This is a genomic window from Novosphingobium sp. NBM11, from assembly GCF_015390225.1.
Lineage (GTDB): Bacteria > Pseudomonadota > Alphaproteobacteria > Sphingomonadales > Sphingomonadaceae > Novosphingobium.
The window spans coordinates 866,225-885,265 of sequence record NZ_VUOG01000001.1; the positions used below are offsets into that span (position 1 = coordinate 866,225).

The following is a 19,041-nucleotide window of genomic DNA, read 5'->3' on the forward strand; positions in this document are numbered from 1 at the left end:
ACATGATCCCGCTCGACCTTGACCATCTGCGCCAATGGATTGGCCGCGAGGAGACACGGGCCGAGCGGCTGACCGCCGCAATCGCCGCGCGGTTCAATGCCACCTTCGACCGCCCCGAAGCCCCATCGGAAGGCGAACCGGCCCCGAGCCTGATCCACCTCTGCCTCGCCCCCGATACTGCGCCGACCTCGACGCTTGGCCCCGATGGCCACCCGGCCCGGGGCGGTTTCCTGCCGCCCGTGCCCCTGCCCCGCCGCATGTGGGCGGGCGGACATTTCCGCTTTCACGAAAATATCCGGATCGGCGACACGGTCACCCGCCACTCGGTGGTCCGCGATGTGACCGTCAAGCAAGGCCGCAGCGGCCCGCTGTGCCTCGTCACGGTCGAGCATCGCATCGATAGCGGCGGCGCGCTTGCCGTCACCGAACGCCAGGACATCATCTATCGCGGAGCCGGTCCCGCCGCCCCCCCGTCTGGCGCTCCCTCGTCTGCCACTGCCGAGGCCGCGCCGCAGGGCCGGTATCGCCAAGCGGTCGACGCAGGCCCGGCGCTCCTGTTCCGCTACTCGGCGCTGACCTTCAATGGCCACCGGATCCATTACGACGCGCCCTATGCCCGGGCGGAGGAGGGCTATCCGGGGCTCGTCGTGCACGGGCCGCTGCAGGCCACGCTTCTGCTGCAGTTCGCCGAAGCCCTGCGCGGAAAGCGCCCCGCGCAGATCGGCTTTCGCGGCCTTTCCCCCCTCTTCGACACCGCCGGCTTCACCCTGCATGCGCAGGACGAGGCGAACACATTGCGGCTCTGGACCGCGGCCGAGGGCGGGCCGGTGGCGATGGAAGCGCGGGCGGAATGGTGACCCTTGTTCGCGCACCCCTGTTTGTGCCCGCCGACCGGCCCGAACGCTTCGGGAAAGCGGCGGCCTCGGGGGCTGATGCGGTGATCCTCGATCTGGAGGACGCCGTGGCCCCCGCGGCCAAGGCCGCCGCCCGCGCTGCGCTGCGCTGCGATTTCACCACCCTGCCGGTGATCCTGCGCATCAATGCTGCCGGGACAGCCTGGCATGCAGACGACCTTGCGGCGGCAACGTCGCTTCACCCCTCCGCCGTCATGGTTCCCAAGGCCGAGGCCCCCGACGATCTCAAACTCATCTCTGCCGCGTTGGGCGACATACCCTTGGTCGCCCTTGTCGAAACCGCCCGCGGTCTTGCGCAAGGCCGGGCGATTGCCGTTGTGCCAGGCGTGATCCGCCTTGCCTTCGGTTCGGTCGACTTCTGCGCCGATCTTCGGTGCGCGCATACCTCCGAGGTGCTGCTGCCTGCACGCTCCGAACTGGTGCTCGCATCACGTCTTGCTGATCTGCCCGGGCCGCTCGACGGGGTGACCACCTCGCTGGATGACCCGGACGAAACGGCGCGCGACGCAGGACGAGCGCGCGATCAGGGGATGGGCGGCAAGCTGTGCATCCATCCCTGCCAGATCGAACCCGTGCTGGCCGTCTTCGCCCCCACGACCGAACAGATTGACTGGGCCAGACGCGTCCTGGCCAGCGGCGATGGCGCGGTCCGGATCGACGGTGCCATGGTAGACAAACCCCTCCGCCAGCGGGCACACGCCATCCTTGCCGAAGCCGCACACAGCGCGCGCCGGCCGGTGTGACATTGAACCGGAGAAGACCGTATGGTCGGTGAAGGTGACCCGCCCCCGTAGTAAGCAGGAAACGGGGGTTGCGCCGGATGGGCCGGAGCCGAGCACCATGTTTAAGCGAGGCCGAACCATGGATGAGCATAGCGAACGTTTTATCGGACTCGATACGTCGAAATTGAAGATCTCGGTTGCGGTCGCGGAAGGTGAGCGGAACGGTGAAGTTCGATTTTTCGAAGATATTTCAGCCGAGCTGACGTCGGTGGCATCGATGGTGGCCATTGCCCGCGCCGAGGTGAAGATCGGCAAGGTCAACCTCGCCTACAACTTCAACCGACTTGCCTGGCTCGACGCCTGAGTTGCGCCTGCCTGACCGGAATGACGCCCGATCCGGCAGCCTGAGCCACGCCAAACCGGTCAATACGCCCCTGATGATACCGCCGGGCGCCCGATCCGTACCACCGCGCCGCCGTAATCGCCATTCAACTGCGTTCTTCGATGTGTCCTGTCGCTTTCCTGCTCGCGTAAACCCCGCCATCCAAACGCGCCTGGAAAGCCTCCCAAGATCGATCCGCGAGATCGCGTGGAAGGCGATGAGACTGACCACCTGATCGGGCGGTGTGCAGTTCCGGGTCGGCGTCTACCAGTCTCCGGCCAAGGCGGCGTAAGTCCGATCGCTGGCCGAGAAGACGTCGGAGCGAAGGAGGGCAAGGAGCCGGTCAGCCAACCAATTGGCTACGAATGAAAGGCCGACCCATCGCGCCATCTAGGCGGCCGTCATGCATGAGTAATGTGGGTTCCGTAAAGATTAGCGGAAATGCGGTTCGTCGTATCGCGCAGTTCGCGGGCCAATGCGTCGAGTTCCTTCTTCGTCATCTGGCCCATGATGGCAATGCCGCTGATACCGAAGCGCACCCGGCCCTCGTGATCAACGATAACGGCGGCCGCAATGTCGAGACCTTGGAAGAGGTTCCCGTGGTCGAAGGCGAAACCGGTCAGCTGGGCTCGCTCCACGTCTGCCGCATACTCCTCGAAAGTCGGTGCGTTCTGCCAGCGTAGCGACCTGAACCGGCGCCGCAGTTCCGAATTCGGCAGCCGGCGGGTCGCCGCGACGCAGCGGCCCACCGCGCCGGCAAGAGCCGGAAGTCGCGACCCGAGCGCCATGTCGACACGGACCGTCTTGCCTTCCACCACGCGATCCACAAGCACGATGCGGTCATGGGGCGTGACTTTCCACAGGCCGATCAACGCCCGCCGCTCGACCGAAAGTTGCTCCAAGACAGGGTGCAACAGATCGATCTGGTTGGTGCCCAACAGGGGAACAGAGAACTCGAGAAGTCCAAGTCCTGGACTATATTCCTTGGTCGATGGATTCATCGAAATCAGACCCTCATTCGCCAGGGTACGCAGGATGTTGAACGTGGTCGAAACGTTGATCCCGGTTTCACGAGCAATGCGGGCGACACCCGACGCTGCATAGTCATGGGTCAGGAAACGTAGGATGGAAATGGCATTCTCAACTGCGCCGACAAACTTCTGAGTGCCGCGCGTCGTTACGTTTGCCATTTTCTCGCCAGCGTTCCCTTGCACCTCTTTCATGCCTCACTCCGTTCGACTTTTAAGCCGATTATACAATTGCTAGGACGAATTCGGAAGTACGTTGTTCGCCTTGAACAATTCCCGTATCTTCGGTTTTCCGCAGAAACGTTACAGTTTTGTTCGCGATTCACACCGAGGACCGCCGATATTCTGCGGGCGTGACGCCAACCATCCTGCGGAAGGTCCGGCAGAAATGACTCTGGTCTGAAAACCCGCAGTCGAGAGCCACGGCCGTCATGGAGATATTTCCCTTTTGCAACATCGTCTTTGCTCGTTCGATCCTCTTGCGAATTATGAAAGAGTGCGGCGTCTGACCAAACTCGGCCTTGAACTTCCTGGAAAAGTGGAAAGGGCTCAGCCCGACCGTGCTTGCCAGGCTTTCGAGACCGAAGTTCTCACCCAGATATTCTTCGATAAATTCGAGGATCCTGTGGCTCTGCAGTGTGCTGAAGACAGTGGGATTCAGGTTCGGCAGATCGACCTTCGCGAACCGGCGCAATAGATGAACGGCGATCTGGGTTCGGACGGCGTCGACCAGAAGATTCTGACCGGGACCCCCATGCGCCATCTCATCCTCGAGAACCTGAAGGCACTGCGGAATGACCGTATCGACACGGCGGAGGTGATCGTCGATCTCGATCGATGCCGGCTCGCGCCCGAAAACCTGTTCCGCGGTCTCGGCGAGGGTGTCATGGCTGAGATAGATATGCCTCACGTTGATCGGCTTGTCCCAATGCCACATCGACTGCTCAGCCCGCGTCAGCAGGGACACGACGCCGCGCTCCACGGTCGCCGTTTGCCAAGGGCCGCCGCTGCGTCGCCGCATGGTCGATTTCCCGCCCTGGTAGACGACGATCATGTAGTCCCGCATCTCGGGGATGTCGACTTCCTGCTCATCGTATTGGTAGCCCATAACCGTGATGCCTCTCCAGCCGAGGCGTGAACTGTCGAGCGTTCTGTTTCCGGGTATCCACCGCGGGATCAGATCAGGTGGAATTAGATTGCTCATGTTTTCCTCCTCCTAGGACGAGGTACCTTCCCCGGCACCCCCTTGTTCGCTCAGTCGGACGCCGCCAAGTTGAAGTTCACCGCAAGGCTTCGTAACGTTCAGGCAGCGGCATCGCGGATCATGTTCCGCGCAATGACCAGCTGCTGGATCTGGGTGGTTCCCTCGTAGATTCGGAACAGCCGGACATCGCGATAGAAGCGTTCGACGGCATATTCGGCCATATAGCCCGCCCCGCCGTGAATCTGCACGGCGCGATCCGCGACCCGTCCCACCATCTCGCTGGCAAACATCTTGCAGCAGGCCGCATCGGTGGAGACATTGGCACCGAAATCCTTGCGGCGCGCGGTTTCCTCGATCATGCAGCGTGCCGCAAAAGCCTCGGCGCGGCTGTCGGCCAGCATCGCCTGCACCAATTGCTTTTCGGCGATGGGTTCACCGAATTGCCTGCGCTCCATTGCAAAGGCGAGGCTGTCGCGGATCAGCCGCTCCGCCGCACCGACGCAGACCGCCGAGATGTGGAGCCGGCCACGGTCCAACACCTTCATCGCGGTCTTGAAGCCCTGGTTCTCGCGGCCGGGGCCGCCGATGATGTTGTCGGCAGGGACGCGAACGTCCTGCAGGATGACATCGCTGCTGTGCGAGCCCTTCTGCCCCATCTTCCTGTCATGCGGCCCGACCGACAGCCCCGGCGTTCCGGCCTCGACCAGAAAGGCGGACACGCCCGAGGCATCGGTGGTTGTGGGGTCCGTGCGTGCGAAGACCGTGAAGACATGAGCGTGCGGGGCGTTGGTGATGAAACGCTTGGTGCCATTTAGGACGAAATGGTCCCCATCACGGCGCGCTGAGGTGCGCACCGACCCGGCGTCGGAGCCTGCGTCGGGCTCGGTCAGCGCAAAGGAAGCGATCATCTCACCGCTTGCAAGCTTCGGCAGGTAGGCCGCCTTCTGCTCCGGCGTGCCGTCGATGATGATCCCCTGCGAGCCGATGCCGTTGTTGGTGCCGACGAGCGAGCGGAACACAGGCGACGTCTGCCCCAGAACGAGGGCCGCGGCTACCTCTTCAGCCATCGTCAGGCCCAGACCGCCGAACTCCTCGGGGATCGACATGCCGAAAAGGCCCATGTCACGGATTTCGGCGATCAGCGCGGGCGGAATGGCATCTTCTTCCGCTACCAGTTCCTCGTTGGGGATCAGGCGCTCCTTCACAAAGCGGCCTAGTGTGTCCAGAAATTGTGCAAGCGTTTCGGGGTCTAGTGGCATGTCGTTCGAAGTCCTGAATTCAGTGGGCGATCGCCGACACGCGGCGGACGAGTTCGACAAGGCGGGGCGCGACATCGCTTTCGATCCAGTCGCGCGTCAGGTTCTGAGACGGCCCGCCACAGTTGAAGGCCATGGCCGGCGAGCCATCCCGCGGCACAAGCGCCACGGCAACGGCATTGACGTCCGGCTTCCATTCAGTGAGCGACATACAATAGCCACGCTCCTGATAGCATTCGATCGCAGCCTCGATCCCGCGCCTGACTTCCGCCCAGGCGGCCCCTTCGTGCTGCCCAAGCTGCTCGAACAAAGCGGCGCGCTGTTCGGGAGGGATGACGGAAAGATAGGCGCGCCCGACGGCGGTGGTTGCCATCTTGATATGGGCGCCGACCTCGATGGCGAGCGTTACCGCATTTTCCCCGCGGCAACGCTCTAGATAAACCATGGTCAGGCGATCCGGGCTTGCCAGGGCGACAGGCATCCCGGTGTGGTCGGCAAGCTCCTGCATGTAGGGCCTTGCGATCTGGCGCAGCGGCATGCCAGCCAGACAGGAGAACCCCAGCGAAAGCACCGGCGGCGCAAGTTGATAGCGCGCGGTGTCGGGATTCCAGCTCAGATAGTCGAGCTTGTGGAGGGTATAGGTCAGGCGCGAGACCGTCGACTTGCTCAACCCGGTGCGCATGGCGAAGTCGCCGTTGCCAAGTGCTTCTCCCTCGCGCCGAAAGGCGCGTAGAATTTCGAGACCCCGTGCAAGAGCGACCACGAAATCGCGGTCCTTTCCATCGCCTTCTGCGCGCTCCTTGCGTGGTCGCACGTTCGCTCCTCCCCGGCGGTCCGCCCTTAGATGACAAGGTTAGTGGCGCTATCGCCCCTGTCAATAGTGCGGAAAACTTTTCCGCACTGCAGAATGCCTCATCCTACCGCCGATTGCTGAACAGTATTCTGACTGTCGGAATAGACACCCCCTCCACTCATGCGACGCGAACATGGTACCGGGTGCGCGACCGTTCCAGCCCATGCCGCGCGGAAGCGCGCCTCGATCGGGCAGCAAGAATATACAATGTATCGAGCAAGACTATTCAATACAGGCCACTTCAACCCCTCCAAGGTTGAAAATGTTGGGAAGACGTCACCGTGGCCAGCGTGTGCCGCGTGGATGCCGATCGAGCGGACTAAGATATCTGCAAGACAAACCGATCTCTTGGAGAGGAAGCATGATAATCAGCAAGGAGGCCGATAAACTACGGTCGCTCTATCAGAGTTGGACCGACCAGATGGTCGAAAATCCGAACCTCACTATCCTGAATCTGCGCAGCATGTTCGACGAATGGGGTCAGCCGGCGCTGGAGCCTGAGAACGTTACCTACAAGAGCGACCATGTGGGCGGTGTCGAGGCGATCTGGGCACTGCCCGCCGGTGCCGACACCAAGCGCGTGATCCTCTACACCCATGGCGGTGGCTTTTGCGTGGGGTCGGCCGACAGCCACCGCAAGATGGTCGGGCATCTGGCCAAGGCTCTTGGCGCGACAGCCTGCAACCTGCACTATCGCCGCGCGCCAGAACACCCCTTCCCCGCCCAGATCGAGGATGCTGTGGCCGCCTACAAGGCGCTGCTGGCCAAGGGATTTGATGCGAAGAATATCCTAACGGCGGGCGACAGCGCAGGGGGCAACCTTGCCGTCGCCTCGGTTTTGAAGTTCCGCGAGCTTGGCCTGTCGCTGCCGGGTGCCGTCATCGCCTATTCGCCCTGGCTCGATATGGCGCTGCGCGGCAAGACGTTGGAAACCAATGCCGGGACGGACGCTCTTGTCAGCCGTGCCATCCTGGAAGGGATGGCGGGCATGTTCCTGGGCGGTGCAACCGACCCGCTCAACCCGCTGGCCAACCCGCTGGAGAACGACTTCACCGGCTTCCCGCCGCTCTACATCACCTGCGGAAGCGCCGAGACGCTGCAAAGCGACTCGGAGGCGCTCTATGCCAAGGCCAAGGCCGCGGGCGTGAAGACGACGCTTTCGGTGGTTCCCGGCATGCAGCACGTCTTTCCGTCGCTGGCGGGCCGTGCGCCCGAGGCCGATCAGGAACTGGCCCGCATCGCCGCCTGGTATCGCGCGCTGTGAACCCGCCGCCCAGCGTCGCTGGGCGGCCTGACGCGTCAAGACAGTCAATCCGGTACCAGGCCCGTATCGCACGGGGCTTCGGAGCTATGATATGGAAAGATCAATGACCAAGACTCTTGAAACCACCAAGACCAAAGGCGCCGATTTCGATGCTGTCGTCGTCGGCGCGGGCTTCGGTGGCCTCTACTCCGTTTACAAACTTCGCAATGAGCAAAGCCTGAACGTCAAGGCCTATGACGGCGCCGGCGATGTCGGCGGCACCTGGTTCTGGAACCGCTATCCAGGAGCCTTGTCGGACACGGAAAGCTTCGTCTACCGCTATTCCTTCAGCGGCGAATTGCTGCAGAAAGGCCACTGGAAGACCCGCTACCTGACCCAGCCCGAGATCCTCTCCTACATGAACGAAGTGGCGGATACCTACGATCTGCGCCGCAGCTACGAGTTCAACACCCGCGTCACCGCAGCCCGTTTCAACGAGAAAACCGGGCTCTGGCATGTGACCACCGACAAGGGACAGACCGTCACGGCGAAATACCTCATCACCGGTCTTGGCCTTCTCTCGGCGACGAACCTGCCGACGTTCAAGGGCATCGACAGCTTCAAGGGACAGATCCTGCACACCGGTGCCTGGCCGGAGGGGGGCGACCTGAAGGGCAAGCGCGTGGGCATCATCGGTACCGGCTCGACCGGGACTCAGGTAATCACCGCCACCGCCCCCATCGCGAAACACCTGACGGTGTTCCAGCGTTCGCCGCAATATGTTGTGCCGATCGGGAACACGCCGCAGGACGAGGCGACGATCGCTGCGCAGATGGCCAGCTATGACGACATCTGGAAACAGGTGAAATCGTCGGCCGTGGCGTTCGGCTTCGAGGAAAGCACCATCCCCGCGGAAACAGCCACGCCCGAGGAACGTGAGCGCGTGTTCGAGGCGGCATGGCAGCGCGGCGGCGGTTTCTACTTCATGTTTGGCACCTTCTGCGACATCGCCACCAGCCAGATCGCCAATGACGCGGCGGCCGACTTCATCAAGAAGAAGATCCGGCAGATCGTGAAGGATCCCGAGACCGCGAGGAAGCTGACGCCGACCGACCTCTACGCCAAGCGGCCCTTGTGCGGGAGCGACTACTACGGGGTCTACAACCGCCCCAACGTCACGCTGGCCGATGTGAAAGCTGATCCGATCGCGGAATTTACCCCGACCGGCATCCGTCAGGAAAGCGGCGCCGAGCATGAACTGGACGTGGTGATCTTCGCTACCGGCTTTGACGCGGTGGACGGCAACTACACGAGGATGGACCTGCGCGGCCGCGGCGGCCTGACGATGCGCGACAAGTGGAAGGACGGCCCCTTGGGCTATCTGGGCATGATGGAGGCGGATTTCCCGAATCTCTTCATGATCCTTGGCCCGAACGGCCCCTTCACAAACTTGCCGCCAAGCATCGAGACGCAGGTCGAATGGTTTTCGGACACCATCGAAATGATGGAGGCCAAGGGTCTGAAGAGCATCGAGCCGACCGAGGCTGCCCGCGACGAATGGGTCGCCCTGTGCCGCACGATTGCCGACATGACCCTGTTCCCGAAAGCTGACAGCTGGATCTTCGGTGCCAACATCCCCGGCAAGAAGAACGCGGTCATGTTCTACCTGGCGGGCCTTGGCAACTACCGCGCTGCGATCGACGCGGTGAAGGGTGGTGGCTACCAGACCATGATCTTCAACCGCGAGACGGTCGCAGGCTGAGGCTGCGGATCGGCGGCAGGCCCGGGGCGATGGTTCCAGGCCCGGTTCTGCGGAAGAGAGCAAGAAGAGAGCAACAAAGGAGAGAATCTGTGGGACGTGTATCGGGAAAAGTCGCCCTCGTGACGGGCGCTGCGATGGGGATGGGCAAGTCCCACTCCGAACTTCTGGCGCGCGAGGGTGCGCATGTCTTTGTCACCGACCGCGAAGCAGCGGCGGGCGAAGCGGTGGCCAAGGGCATCGTGGCTGCCGGGGGCAAGGCCGATTTCATCAAGCATGACGTGACCAGCGAGGATGATTGGTCAAAGCTCATCGACGCCGTGCGCGCCAAGGCCGGACGGCTGGACATTCTGGTGAACAACGCCGGCATCCTGATCCTGAAGGCGCTGCACGAGACCTCGCCCGAGGAATTTGACCGGGTGATGAACGTCAACGTGAAGGGCGTCTATCTGGGCATCCGCGCCGCCGTGCCGCTGATGAAGGAATCGGGCAAGGCCTCGATCATCAACATATCGTCCATCTACGGCATCGCTGGCGCCGCGATGGCGGGGGCCTACATCAGCTCCAAGGGCGCGGTGCGGCTGATGACCAAATCCTGCGCCGTCGATCTGGCGGATACGGGCATCCGGGTCAATTCGATCCACCCGGGCGTCATCGACACGCCGATGACCAAGGATCTTCTGCATGCCGATCCGGAAGCGCGGGAGGCGCTCCTTGGCCCGACGCTGCTGAATCGGCCCTGCCAGCCCGAGGAAGTTTCGAACGCGGTGCTGTTCCTGGCCTCGGATGAAGCCTCGTTCGTCCATGGTGCCGAGTTGGTGGTCGACGGCGGGTACACCGCGAACTGACCGTTCCGGATCCGCTGCGAATGCGCAGCCCTGAACCTGAGATCTGCCGACAGCTTGCCTGTCGGCAGTCAACAATCGGGACAGTCGCGGAGCGCAGTCAACAATAGGAGAAGTGATGATGTTGGTGCCAAGAAAAAGGGTTCGGTATTCATTGTTTGTCGCGGCCGGGTTTGCTGTTCAGTGCCTGATGTCGGAGACCGCCGTATATGCGTCGGATTTGCAGCCGCGCGACTTCGTGCCCTTACCGGCGGGAACGAACCTTGCATTGGTATATTACCTTGGCAGCACCTCAGACACTTTGGTTGACGGGAATGGGCACGACGTGGCGGACTCCAATCTCGACACAAACGTGATCCTTCTTCGCTATGTCAAATATTTCGACCTCGCGGGAATGCGTGCCGACGTGAACGTGCTGCAATCCTTCGGAGGTCTGAACAATATGAGGATTGCCGGAACCGACATCGACACCAAGCATTTCTCCTCCGGGGATCTTACGCTTGTCGGTACGATCTGGCCGCTGAACGACCCCAAAAACGGACGCTACTTGGGCATTGCCACCTATCTCACCCTACCGACCGGCAACTATTCTGCCAGCGAGCCTAGCTTGGGGTCTAATCGATGGTCTGTCGCCGTTCAGCCAGGCTTCCTGTTCAATATCACCCCAAAATGGTCGGTCGATCTTGGGGGAGACGTAACAATCTACGGTCACAACAGACATGGCCTCGGTGGCGTGGAAGTCGAGAAGGATGCAAGCTATACTGCGCTCGGCTGGGTCAACTACAATGCAAGCGATAAGACGATGTTCTCGGCTGGGGCCACGGCAAGCTGGGGAGGTGCCGAAACGGTAGGAAGCATCAAGGGGGCGGACGTTGAATCCACCACAGTTCGAGCGGCCTGGTCCCAGATGCTCAACCCGACAACGCAGTTCCTGATGGAAGTTGGACACGATGTGGACGCACAGAATACGTTCAAGCGCGACACAACCCTGACACTCCGGCTCGCGAAATTCTTCTGAACGGCGCGGGAGCGGTGGATCGAAATATTCTTGGGTAAGGCGGAAAGCGTCGATCGTCCGGAAACGAGTGATGCTTTCCACCCCATTCCAGCAACTGCAAATTCAAAAGCTACATCATTGGTGAGCTGTAACGGAGGAAAACATCATGCATTGCCAATGTGTTCATGAATTCGGTCAACCCCTGCGTCCAGACGACAGGCCGGACATGACCCCTCGCGGAACGGAGGTCATCTTGTCCGTGACCGCCGCCGGCGTCTGTCACACCGACCTGCATATTCGCGAGGGGGGGTATGATCTTGGTCACGGCCGCAAGCTGGAATTCGCCCAGCGCGGGATCGCGTTGCCGCTGGTGATGGGGCATGAAACGGTCGGGGAAGTGGTCGCCGCTGGCCCGGATGTCGGCACGCTCGACAGGGGAAAGAAATATGTGGTCTATCCCTGGATCGGCTGTGGCACCTGCGCTGTCTGTGCCTCGGGCCAGGAGCAGCTGTGCATGAAACCGCAGTTTCTCGGCATGCATGTCGATGGCGGTTATGCCACGCAGATCCGGGTGCCGCATCCGAAATATCTTCATGAGATCGGAGATATCCCACCCGAAAACGCCGCACCGCTGGCCTGTTCGGGGCTTACGGCCTATGGCGCGCTCAAGAAGGTGGAAAGCACGCTGAAAGACCATGCGCTTCTGGTGATCGGCGCTGGCGGCCTTGGGCTGATGTGCGCGCAACTGTTGCAGGCGCTGGGGGCCAAGGCGCCCGTCTTCGTCGATATCGACCCTGTCAAGCGGGCGTCGGCCCTTGCTGCGGGGGCCTGTGCGGCGGTCGATCCGCGCGCCGCGGATGCCGTGGCGCAGATTCATGCCGCCGCCGGCGAGGCGCCCCTTGCGGCGATCGACTTCGTCGGCGCCGAGGCGACGGCCGAGCTTGGCTTCGACGCTCTGGGCAAGGGCGGAACCTATGTCATCGTCGGGCTGTTCGGCGGGGCTGCCCCCTGGGCGCTTCCCCTGATCGCCGTGCGCGCGCTCACGATCCGCGGCAGCTATACGGGCTCCCCAGGAGAGTTCGCGGAACTGATGCAGCTTGCCCGCAATGGCGCGATCAAGCCGATTCCCACCACCTGCTACAAGCTGGACGAGGCTGAGGACGTGCTGAACAGCCTCGCCGGTGGCAAGATCGTCGGCAGGGCAATTCTGGCCGGTGTGTAAGTGACTCGACTGAAGGCACCACGAAGGCGGGCGCCCGGGGGATCAACATGGAAACGACCTATCCTGATACTCAACTCCTGATCGACGGACGGTGGCGCGATGGCGCGCTGGGGCGGCGAACAGCCGTTTATGATCCGGCAACCGCAGAGGTGATTGGCCATTATGCCATGGCCGAACCTGCCGATCTGGAGGAGGCGGTGCAGGCCGCGGGCAGCGCCTTCGCGGCTTGGCGGGATGCCGGCGCCTATGCGCGCGGCAGCATCCTGCGCCAGGCGGCCGTGCTGCTGCGCGAGCGCGCCGATACCCTCGCGCCGTGCATGACGATGGAAATGGGCAAGCCCCTTGCCGAGGCGCGCGCCGAGGTGATGTCGTCCGCCGATCTGCTCGACTGGTTCGCCGGCGAAGGCCAGCGCGCCTATGGGCAGGTGATTCCGGCGCGCTCGCCGAACGTGACCCAGATGGTGCTCAAGCAGCCGGTGGGTCCGGTCGTGGCCTTCACGCCATGGAATTTCCCGATGTCGCAACTGGTGCGCAAGCTCGGTCCGGCGCTGTCGGTCGGATGCACCGTCGTCGCCAAGCCGCCCGAAGACACGCCGGCCTCGCCGGCGGCACTTGCACAGGCGCTGCTGGACGCCGGGCTCCCGCCGGGCGTTCTCAACATCGTTTACGGCGAACCGGCTGACATCGCGAACTATCTCATTCCACATCCGGTGATCCGCAAGGTGTCCTTCACCGGGTCGGTGCCTGTGGGCAAGCAGCTTGCGGCCTTGGCCGGCAAACACATGAAGCGCATCACGATGGAACTGGGCGGCCACAATCCGGTCATTGTCTGCGAGGACGCGAATGTTGAGGCGGCGGTCGCGGCCATTGCGGGTTTAAAGGTCCGCAATGCGGGCCAGGTCTGCATCTCGCCCACACGCGTGCTGGTCCAGCGGGGCATCTACGACCGCTTCGCCGCGGCGCTGGCGGAGCATGTGAAGAAGGTGCGGACCGGATCGGGGCTCGAACCGGCCACGGCAATGGGCCCGCTGGTCAGCGAGCGCCGGGTCAAGGCCGTCGCCGGCCTTATCCAGGAGGCAGTGAGCGAGGGGGCGCAGGTGCTGGTCGAGGGCGATGCGGCACCGCGGGCCGGGTTCTTTCAAGCCCCGACCGTTCTCACCGATGTCAGTCTTTCATCGCGCATCCAGAACGAGGAACCCTTCGGGCCGGTCGCGACGCTGTCGCCCTTCGATACGATCGACGAGGCGATCGCTGAAGCGAACCGCCTTCCCTATGGCCTTGCAGCCTATGCGTTCACCTCGTCGATCCGCAATTCGCAAAGGTTTCAGACCGAGCTTGAAGTTGGCATGCTGGCAATCAACCATACCCTTCTGGGATTGCCGGAACTCCCGCTTGGCGGGGTCAAGGACTCCGGTTACGGGTCTGAGGGCGGCTCGGAAGCCATCAACTCATACCTGATTTCGAAGCTCGTGACGCAGGCCGCAGTGATTGGAATCTAACACTTGGTGCCCGCGTCTGACGGCGGCGATTATTTTATCAGGATCGGCGGTCCAGACGAAGGGTTTGGGGCTTTCGTTGTGCTCATCCAGGAAGCGGTTGATGGCGACCTGAAGGTCGACGAGGAATGGAAGACGCCCCGTTTGAGCCGGTGGTTGGTCAGCCCGGCGAAGAAAACCTCGACGGCATTGAGCCATGAGCACGAGGTTGGCGTAGGCTACCCGACGCTCATACCAAGGGCGTGTCGCCTTCACGATTCTGACCAGGGACAGCATGACCGGAACTTCGACCAGCACGCCGACGACGGTAGCAAGCGCTGCGCCGGAGTTGAGACCGAACAGACTGATCGCGGCAGCGACCGCCAGCTCGAAGAAGTTGGACGCGCCGATCAATGCGGCGGGGGGGCGGCAACGCACCATGCCACGCAAATCGGCATCAGACTGCCGAAAGCGGCACGTCAGTGCCCTACCCCTTGCGCGGCCGGAAGCGACTCACCATCTTCGTCCCAGATCGATTTCGAGGCTCGACAATCATCCGTTGCGGGGTGAAGCCATCAAGCGCGGTGTCGGTTGAGCAGATACATATCGCAGGACAGGCAGGTGCAATTGAACTTGGGTATGGAGGTGCTACACGCTCGCTCCGCCGAGTGATGAACCCTTCGCGTTCGGTGCCACGAAAGCAGCCAAAGCCATATCTTGAGCATATGTCGAGTAAAGCTACGCTGCATCAGCAAATGCGGCGCGATACCGCTCGACTATCTTTCGCGAATTTATGGAGGGAACTCTGAAAAAGTTCGAGACGTCCTGAAGGAGGGTCACCAAAAAATCAATGGGCGATCGTCGACGTAGTGGGTCCTGCCCCCACCCGATGCAGGCAACTTCAGGAAAGCGTTCGACGCTCACCAGCTTGAGGTCGCCAGTCATTCTCGGCGCCCCATACCCACAAAAGTGCATCGGACATCGGTTCGTGCGGAGAATGAAGCCGAAACGCTTCGGTGATGTCGCGCGCCGGTTCCTCACGCTCTGCTGGGGGAACTCCGTAGCATTCCAGGATGATGCGATACATCGGCTGCCCTCCGGGTTGCTGGCACCTTTCCAACCACGGCCTATCCGGCTGTGAAATGATCCCGCCCCCACCCCGGCAAAAAAATCGACGGGCGTGTCACATTGCGCGCCCCTGCGTCGTCAAGTCGATGATCCCCTCTGGGCGGCACCGAAGACGAAGGAAGCTATCATGAACGAAACCACCAGGCTGACCTGGCATGAGATCGCCCCGCAGGGCGCCAAGGCGCTATACGGCGTCCACCATTATGTGACCGCGGGCACCGATCTGCCGGAAGAGCTGATCCATCTGATCTCCCTGCGCGTGTCGCAGATCAATGGCTGCGCCCATTGCATCGACCTGCACACGCGCGATCTGCTGAAGACCATGGCGGTCGACAAGGTCGTCCTGCTGCCGGTCTGGGCTGAAGTGCCTCACCTGTTTTCCGACCAGTATCGCGCGGCCCTTGCCTGGGCCGAAGAGGTGACGCTGGTCAGCGAGACTCATGCATCGGATGAAGCGTACGCGGCGGCGGCGGCGGCGTTCGCGCCGAAGGACCTGGTCGATCTCACGATCACGATCGCAGCCATGAACGCTTTCAATCGGCTCGGGGCGCCGTTTCGGTTGCCGGTGAAGGCGCAGGCCTGATCCCCACCGAGTTCTCCCGCCCCGCAGCACCTTTCGCACGTTAGCTGCCACTCGATAAGGTCGCAGCACCATGCGGTTTTCAAAACGCATGGTGCTGCGAAAATTGCCGGCTTTGGTTGCGGCAACCTGGGATCATGGCCCTAGATCGAGGGGAAATCCACGTCCGTGCCAGCCACGTTGTTGATCAGGTTGGTGAAGAAATTCTCCGCAACGACGGCCACGATTTCCACGATCTGGCTGTCGCTGAAACCGGCCAGGCGGATCGCCGCGATGTCTTCTGCCGAAACCTTGCCCCGAGCCTCGGCCACCTTGCGAGCAAAGGCCGTGGCCGCAGCAGCATGAGGATCAGCGGAAGTGCCCTGCCGGGCAAGATCCACTTCCTCCTTGCTGAGCTTGGCGAAAGTGTAGCCGGTGAAGGTGTGAGCGGCGTCGCAATATTCGCAACCGTTCACCGCCGCCACGGCAAGGGCGATCCGCTCGCGGGTCTTGAGGTCAAGCGCCTTGCCCAGCCCCTGGTTGAGCGCGGCGTGGGCATTGATCACCGCCGGGCTGTTGGAGAGCACGCGGAAGAAGTTGGGCACGCGGCCCAGCTTGCCGTTGATCTCGCCCAGCGTGGCTTGCGATCCTTCGGGGGCCGCTGCGGTTTCGGGAATGCTGATGCGGGACATGATACGTTCCTTTCGTCTTTCTGACTGTCGACCGCGGCTCAGGCGCCGGTCGGGATGGGGTTTTCGACAAGGCTCTCGTTGAAGGCTTCGAACAGGGCGTGTTCGTTGGCGCCGGGGTTGTCGCGCATGGCCTTGATCCCCTCGACGATCACCTCGGGCGCGTCGGTCGCCAGCGCCTCCAGCGTCTGCTCGATGAAGTCGGGCAGCGGCATCGCGCGGGGATCGCCGCTCTTGTAGATCAGGTCGGTATCGACCCACGGCGGCGCGATTTCCTGCACCCGGACACCGGTGCCACGCAGCTGGAACCGCTGCGACAGCGCATAGGAATGGAGCGCGGCCTTGGTCGCCGAATAGATCGCATTGCTGGCGATCGGCACATAGGCGAGCACGCTGCTGGTGTAGAGCACGGTCGCCTCCGCCTTGGTCTTGAGATGCTCGATCAGAGCGGATGTCACCCGGATCGGCCCGAGCAGGTTGGTGGTGATCAGTTCCTGCGCCAGGTCGTCGTCCACGGGGCCGGCAACGTCGTCGAAGGGCATGAAGCCGGCGTTGTTGAAGACGACGTTGAGGTCCGGGAAGCGCTCGATCAGTTCACGCGCGACGCCCTGGATGCTTTCGAGGCTGGTCACGTCGAGCTGGATCGACGCCATGCCGGGGTTGGCGGCCGTAACCTCGTCGAGCAGCGCGGTGCGGCGGCCCGAGATGATCACCTGATTGCCGAGCTTGTGAAGCGCCTCGGCAAGGCCACGGCCGATACCGCTGGTGCCGCCGGTGATGAAGATCGTGTTGCCGTTGAGTTTCATGGGAATGGGCCTTTGATCTGGAGAGGGTGTGACGCCGGAGGGTCAGGCCGCGACGTGGAAGCGCGGGGCGGAGCGAGTAGCGGAAAGCTGGGGACCGAGCGCGGCGCGGGCGGCCTCGAAGGCGTTCCACAGAGCAACGTCGCGCAGCGCCGGGATCGTGGCGGTCTCGCCCTGGTCAAGGCCGGCCAGCGCGGCATCGACCATATCCTCGGCATCCATCACGATCTCGGTCGGCAGGTGCTCGACCGGCAGCCCGCCCAGGGCCCAGAAGTCGGTGCGGGTGGCGCCGGGCAGGACGGCCTGGGCACGGATGCCCTTGTCGGCCAGTTCGTGATTGAGTGAAGTGGTGAAGGCCTGCACGAAGGCCTTGGTGCCGCCATAGACGCCGTTGAGCAGTTCGGGCGCAACCGCGACGATCGAGGCGATGTTGATCACCGTGCCGCCTCCACGGGCAACGAAGCCTGGCACCGCGGCGTAGGTCAGGCGCATCAGCGCGGTAACGTTCAACTGAACCATCGCCGCCATCTTCTCGACATCGCTTTCCAGCAGCGTGCTGTGGGTGCCGATCCCGGCGTTGTTGACCAGCGCCGTCACGCTGGCATCCTCGCGCAGCACCCTTTCGACCCGGGCCAGGTCCGCAGCATCGCCGAGGTCGGCGGCCAGCACTTCTACCGAACGGCCGGTCTTGTCCGAGATCTGTGCGGCGAGTGCCTGCAGCTTGTCCCTGTTGCGGGCAACGAGAATGAGGTCGTAACCGCGTGCCGCAAGGCGGTCGGCATAGATGGCGCCGATGCCGGTCGATGCGCCGGTGATGAGAGCGGTTCCTTTGTTCGTGGTGCTCATGGTCCTGGTCCTTTTGTTGTGGGGAGAGCGCCATCGCTCTCGACACGGACCTTATGGACGCATCGGCGCATGTCTGATATGACGTATAAACTACGTTTTTAGGACATCGTTTTCGGAGCTGCGCATGCCACACGTTTCCATGGTGCTCACCCCCGGCTTCCAGTTCCTTGCGCTGGGCGTGCAGGCGGCCTTCGAACTCGCCAACGCCGTGAAGGGAGAGGATTACTATACGCTCTCGATAGCATCGGTGAATGGCGGCCTCGTCATGTCGTCCAGCGGCTTTGCCATCCCTACCGTCCCGATCGCCGAAGTCGGCCAGGTCGACACCCTGCTGCTGCTCGCCGGCCTTGCGCCTCCGCCACGGCAGGACGAACCGACGCTAGAAACGCTGCGCACGATGGCCCGCGAATCACGCCGCGTGGCCGGGCTCTGCACCGGCGCGTTCCTGCTCGCGCAGATGGGCCTGCTCGATGGCCATCGCGCCACCACGCACTGGTCCTATGCCCGCCAGATGCGCGAGGATTTCCCGAACGTCCGCGTCGAGGACGATCGCATCTTCATCAACGAGGGTGCAGTCTGGACATCGGCCGGCCTCACCGCCGGGCTCGATCTTGCGGTGGCGCTGATCGAGAAGGATCTCGGGCGTGACGTGGCAGGCGCCATCGCCCGCCGGCTTGTCATGCACCACCGTCGCGCCGGGGGGCAGTCGCAGCACTCCGAGCTGCTCGAACTTGCCCCCAGCAGCGACCGCATTCAGAAGGCGTTGATCTTCGCCAAGTCCCACCTCGCCAATCCGCTGACCGTCGAGGAACTGGCTGAAGTCGCGGCCCTCTCGCCCCGCCAGTTCGCGCGCGCCTTCCGTGCCGAAACCGGCCACACCCCGGCCAAGGCGGTCGAACAGATGCGTCTGGAGTCGGCGCGGCTGATGATCGAGGAGACACGGCACCCCATGGACCAGATCGCGCGAGAGGCTGGCTTTGTCGACATTCGCCGCATGCGCGAAGCCTTCATGCGCCAATATGGCCAACCGCCACAGACCCTGCGCAGGCTGGCAAGAGCAGCCTGACGTTCAAATTCGTGCCAGCCGTCCCGTTCAGGTGCGTTCCGGATCGCGAA

18 protein-coding genes and 2 pseudogenes are annotated in these 19,041 nt (G+C 62.8%); 11 read left to right on the forward strand and 9 right to left on the reverse strand.

What is annotated here, in order from left to right:
- Positions 1-2 precede the first annotated feature (2 nt).
- From F1640_RS04140 to F1640_RS24830, 3 genes are all read left to right on the forward strand, one after another.
- Positions 3-857, forward strand: a complete 855-nt coding sequence (locus F1640_RS04140; protein WP_037483163.1) for a MaoC family dehydratase N-terminal domain-containing protein — start codon at positions 3-5, stop codon at positions 855-857.
- Positions 851-1,657 carry a CoA ester lyase gene (locus F1640_RS04145; protein ID WP_025549981.1) on the forward strand — a complete coding sequence of 269 codons (807 nt, stop codon included), beginning with the start codon at positions 851-853 and terminating at the stop codon, positions 1,655-1,657. The genes F1640_RS04140 and F1640_RS04145 overlap by 7 nt, the downstream gene beginning before the upstream one ends.
- A gap of 118 nt (positions 1,658-1,775) precedes the next feature.
- A complete protein-coding gene (locus F1640_RS24830; RefSeq protein WP_025549980.1) occupies positions 1,776-2,000 on the forward strand; it encodes a hypothetical protein in 225 nt (74 codons plus the stop codon).
- Between the two features lie 419 nt (positions 2,001-2,419).
- On the opposite strand, the gene F1640_RS04155 is transcribed toward F1640_RS24830, so the two are convergent.
- From F1640_RS04155 to F1640_RS25775, 4 genes are all read right to left on the reverse strand, one after another.
- Positions 2,420-3,241 (reverse strand): IclR family transcriptional regulator, encoded by an 822-nt coding sequence (locus tag F1640_RS04155; RefSeq protein ID WP_128830784.1) that lies wholly within the window; start codon positions 3,239-3,241, stop codon positions 2,420-2,422.
- A 127-nt stretch (positions 3,242-3,368) separates the two neighbouring features.
- A complete protein-coding gene (locus tag F1640_RS04160) occupies positions 3,369-4,250 on the reverse strand; it encodes an AraC family transcriptional regulator (RefSeq protein WP_025549978.1) in 882 nt (293 codons plus the stop codon).
- A 98-nt stretch (positions 4,251-4,348) separates the two neighbouring features.
- Positions 4,349-5,509 carry an acyl-CoA dehydrogenase family protein gene (locus F1640_RS04165; protein WP_025549977.1) on the reverse strand — a complete coding sequence of 387 codons (1,161 nt, stop codon included), beginning with the start codon at positions 5,507-5,509 and terminating at the stop codon, positions 4,349-4,351.
- 19 nt (positions 5,510-5,528) lie between these two features.
- The gene (locus F1640_RS25775; RefSeq protein WP_025549976.1) at positions 5,529-6,320 is read right to left on the reverse strand and encodes an IclR family transcriptional regulator; all 792 of its coding nucleotides are present in this window, start codon (positions 6,318-6,320) and stop codon (positions 5,529-5,531) included.
- Between the two features lie 400 nt (positions 6,321-6,720).
- Between F1640_RS25775 and F1640_RS04175 the strand changes: the two genes are divergently transcribed.
- From F1640_RS04175 to F1640_RS04200, 6 genes are all read left to right on the forward strand, one after another.
- Positions 6,721-7,623, forward strand: a complete 903-nt coding sequence (locus F1640_RS04175; RefSeq protein WP_025549975.1) for an alpha/beta hydrolase — start codon at positions 6,721-6,723, stop codon at positions 7,621-7,623.
- Between the two features lie 103 nt (positions 7,624-7,726).
- Positions 7,727-9,364, forward strand: coding sequence for an NAD(P)/FAD-dependent oxidoreductase (locus tag F1640_RS04180; protein WP_025549974.1), 1,638 nt, complete (start codon positions 7,727-7,729; stop codon positions 9,362-9,364).
- A 29-nt stretch (positions 9,365-9,393) separates the two neighbouring features.
- Positions 9,394-10,209 carry a glucose 1-dehydrogenase gene (locus F1640_RS04185; RefSeq protein WP_206694630.1) on the forward strand — a complete coding sequence of 272 codons (816 nt, stop codon included), beginning with the start codon at positions 9,394-9,396 and terminating at the stop codon, positions 10,207-10,209.
- A 115-nt stretch (positions 10,210-10,324) separates the two neighbouring features.
- A complete protein-coding gene (locus F1640_RS04190; RefSeq protein WP_194917881.1) occupies positions 10,325-11,224 on the forward strand; it encodes a transporter in 900 nt (299 codons plus the stop codon).
- 205 nt (positions 11,225-11,429) lie between these two features.
- Complete coding sequence (locus F1640_RS04195) at positions 11,430-12,425, forward strand: alcohol dehydrogenase (protein WP_255530232.1); 996 nt, start codon at positions 11,430-11,432, stop codon at positions 12,423-12,425.
- Between the two features lie 47 nt (positions 12,426-12,472).
- On the forward strand, positions 12,473-13,924 hold the full coding sequence (locus F1640_RS04200) for an NAD-dependent succinate-semialdehyde dehydrogenase (RefSeq protein ID WP_025551658.1): 1,452 nt from the start codon (positions 12,473-12,475) through the stop codon (positions 13,922-13,924).
- Here the strand turns inward: F1640_RS04200 and F1640_RS04205 are convergent.
- Both F1640_RS04205 and F1640_RS04210 read right to left on the reverse strand, forming a co-directional pair.
- Positions 13,874-14,136: pseudogene (locus tag F1640_RS04205) on the reverse strand (hypothetical protein); the annotation flags it as partial. The gene F1640_RS04200 and the pseudogene F1640_RS04205 overlap by 51 nt on opposite strands.
- A 4-nt stretch (positions 14,137-14,140) precedes the next feature.
- Positions 14,141-14,346, reverse strand: a pseudogene (locus F1640_RS04210) (arsenical-resistance protein); the annotation flags it as partial.
- Positions 14,347-15,155: 809 nt separating this feature from the next.
- On the opposite strand from F1640_RS04210, the gene F1640_RS04215 reads away from it, so the two are divergent.
- On the forward strand, positions 15,156-15,611 hold the full coding sequence (locus F1640_RS04215; protein ID WP_194917885.1) for a carboxymuconolactone decarboxylase family protein: 456 nt from the start codon (positions 15,156-15,158) through the stop codon (positions 15,609-15,611).
- Positions 15,612-15,751: 140 nt separating this feature from the next.
- Here the strand turns inward: F1640_RS04215 and F1640_RS04220 are convergent, their stop codons facing one another.
- Genes F1640_RS04220 through F1640_RS04230 form a run of 3 tightly spaced genes read right to left on the reverse strand, consistent with a single transcriptional unit; the run spans position 15,752 to position 17,925 of the window.
- Positions 15,752-16,279, reverse strand: coding sequence for a carboxymuconolactone decarboxylase family protein (locus tag F1640_RS04220; protein ID WP_194917887.1), 528 nt, complete (start codon positions 16,277-16,279; stop codon positions 15,752-15,754).
- A 38-nt stretch (positions 16,280-16,317) separates the two neighbouring features.
- Entirely contained in the window at positions 16,318-17,082 is a 765-nt protein-coding gene (locus tag F1640_RS04225) for an SDR family oxidoreductase (RefSeq protein WP_194917888.1), read from the reverse strand.
- Between the two features lie 42 nt (positions 17,083-17,124).
- Positions 17,125-17,925, reverse strand: a complete 801-nt coding sequence (locus F1640_RS04230) for an SDR family oxidoreductase (RefSeq protein WP_194917890.1) — start codon at positions 17,923-17,925, stop codon at positions 17,125-17,127.
- Between the two features lie 124 nt (positions 17,926-18,049).
- On the opposite strand from F1640_RS04230, the gene F1640_RS04235 reads away from it, so the two are divergent.
- The gene (locus F1640_RS04235; RefSeq protein ID WP_255530233.1) at positions 18,050-18,991 is read left to right on the forward strand and encodes a GlxA family transcriptional regulator; all 942 of its coding nucleotides are present in this window, start codon (positions 18,050-18,052) and stop codon (positions 18,989-18,991) included.
- The last annotated feature ends 50 nt before the right edge of the window (positions 18,992-19,041 follow it).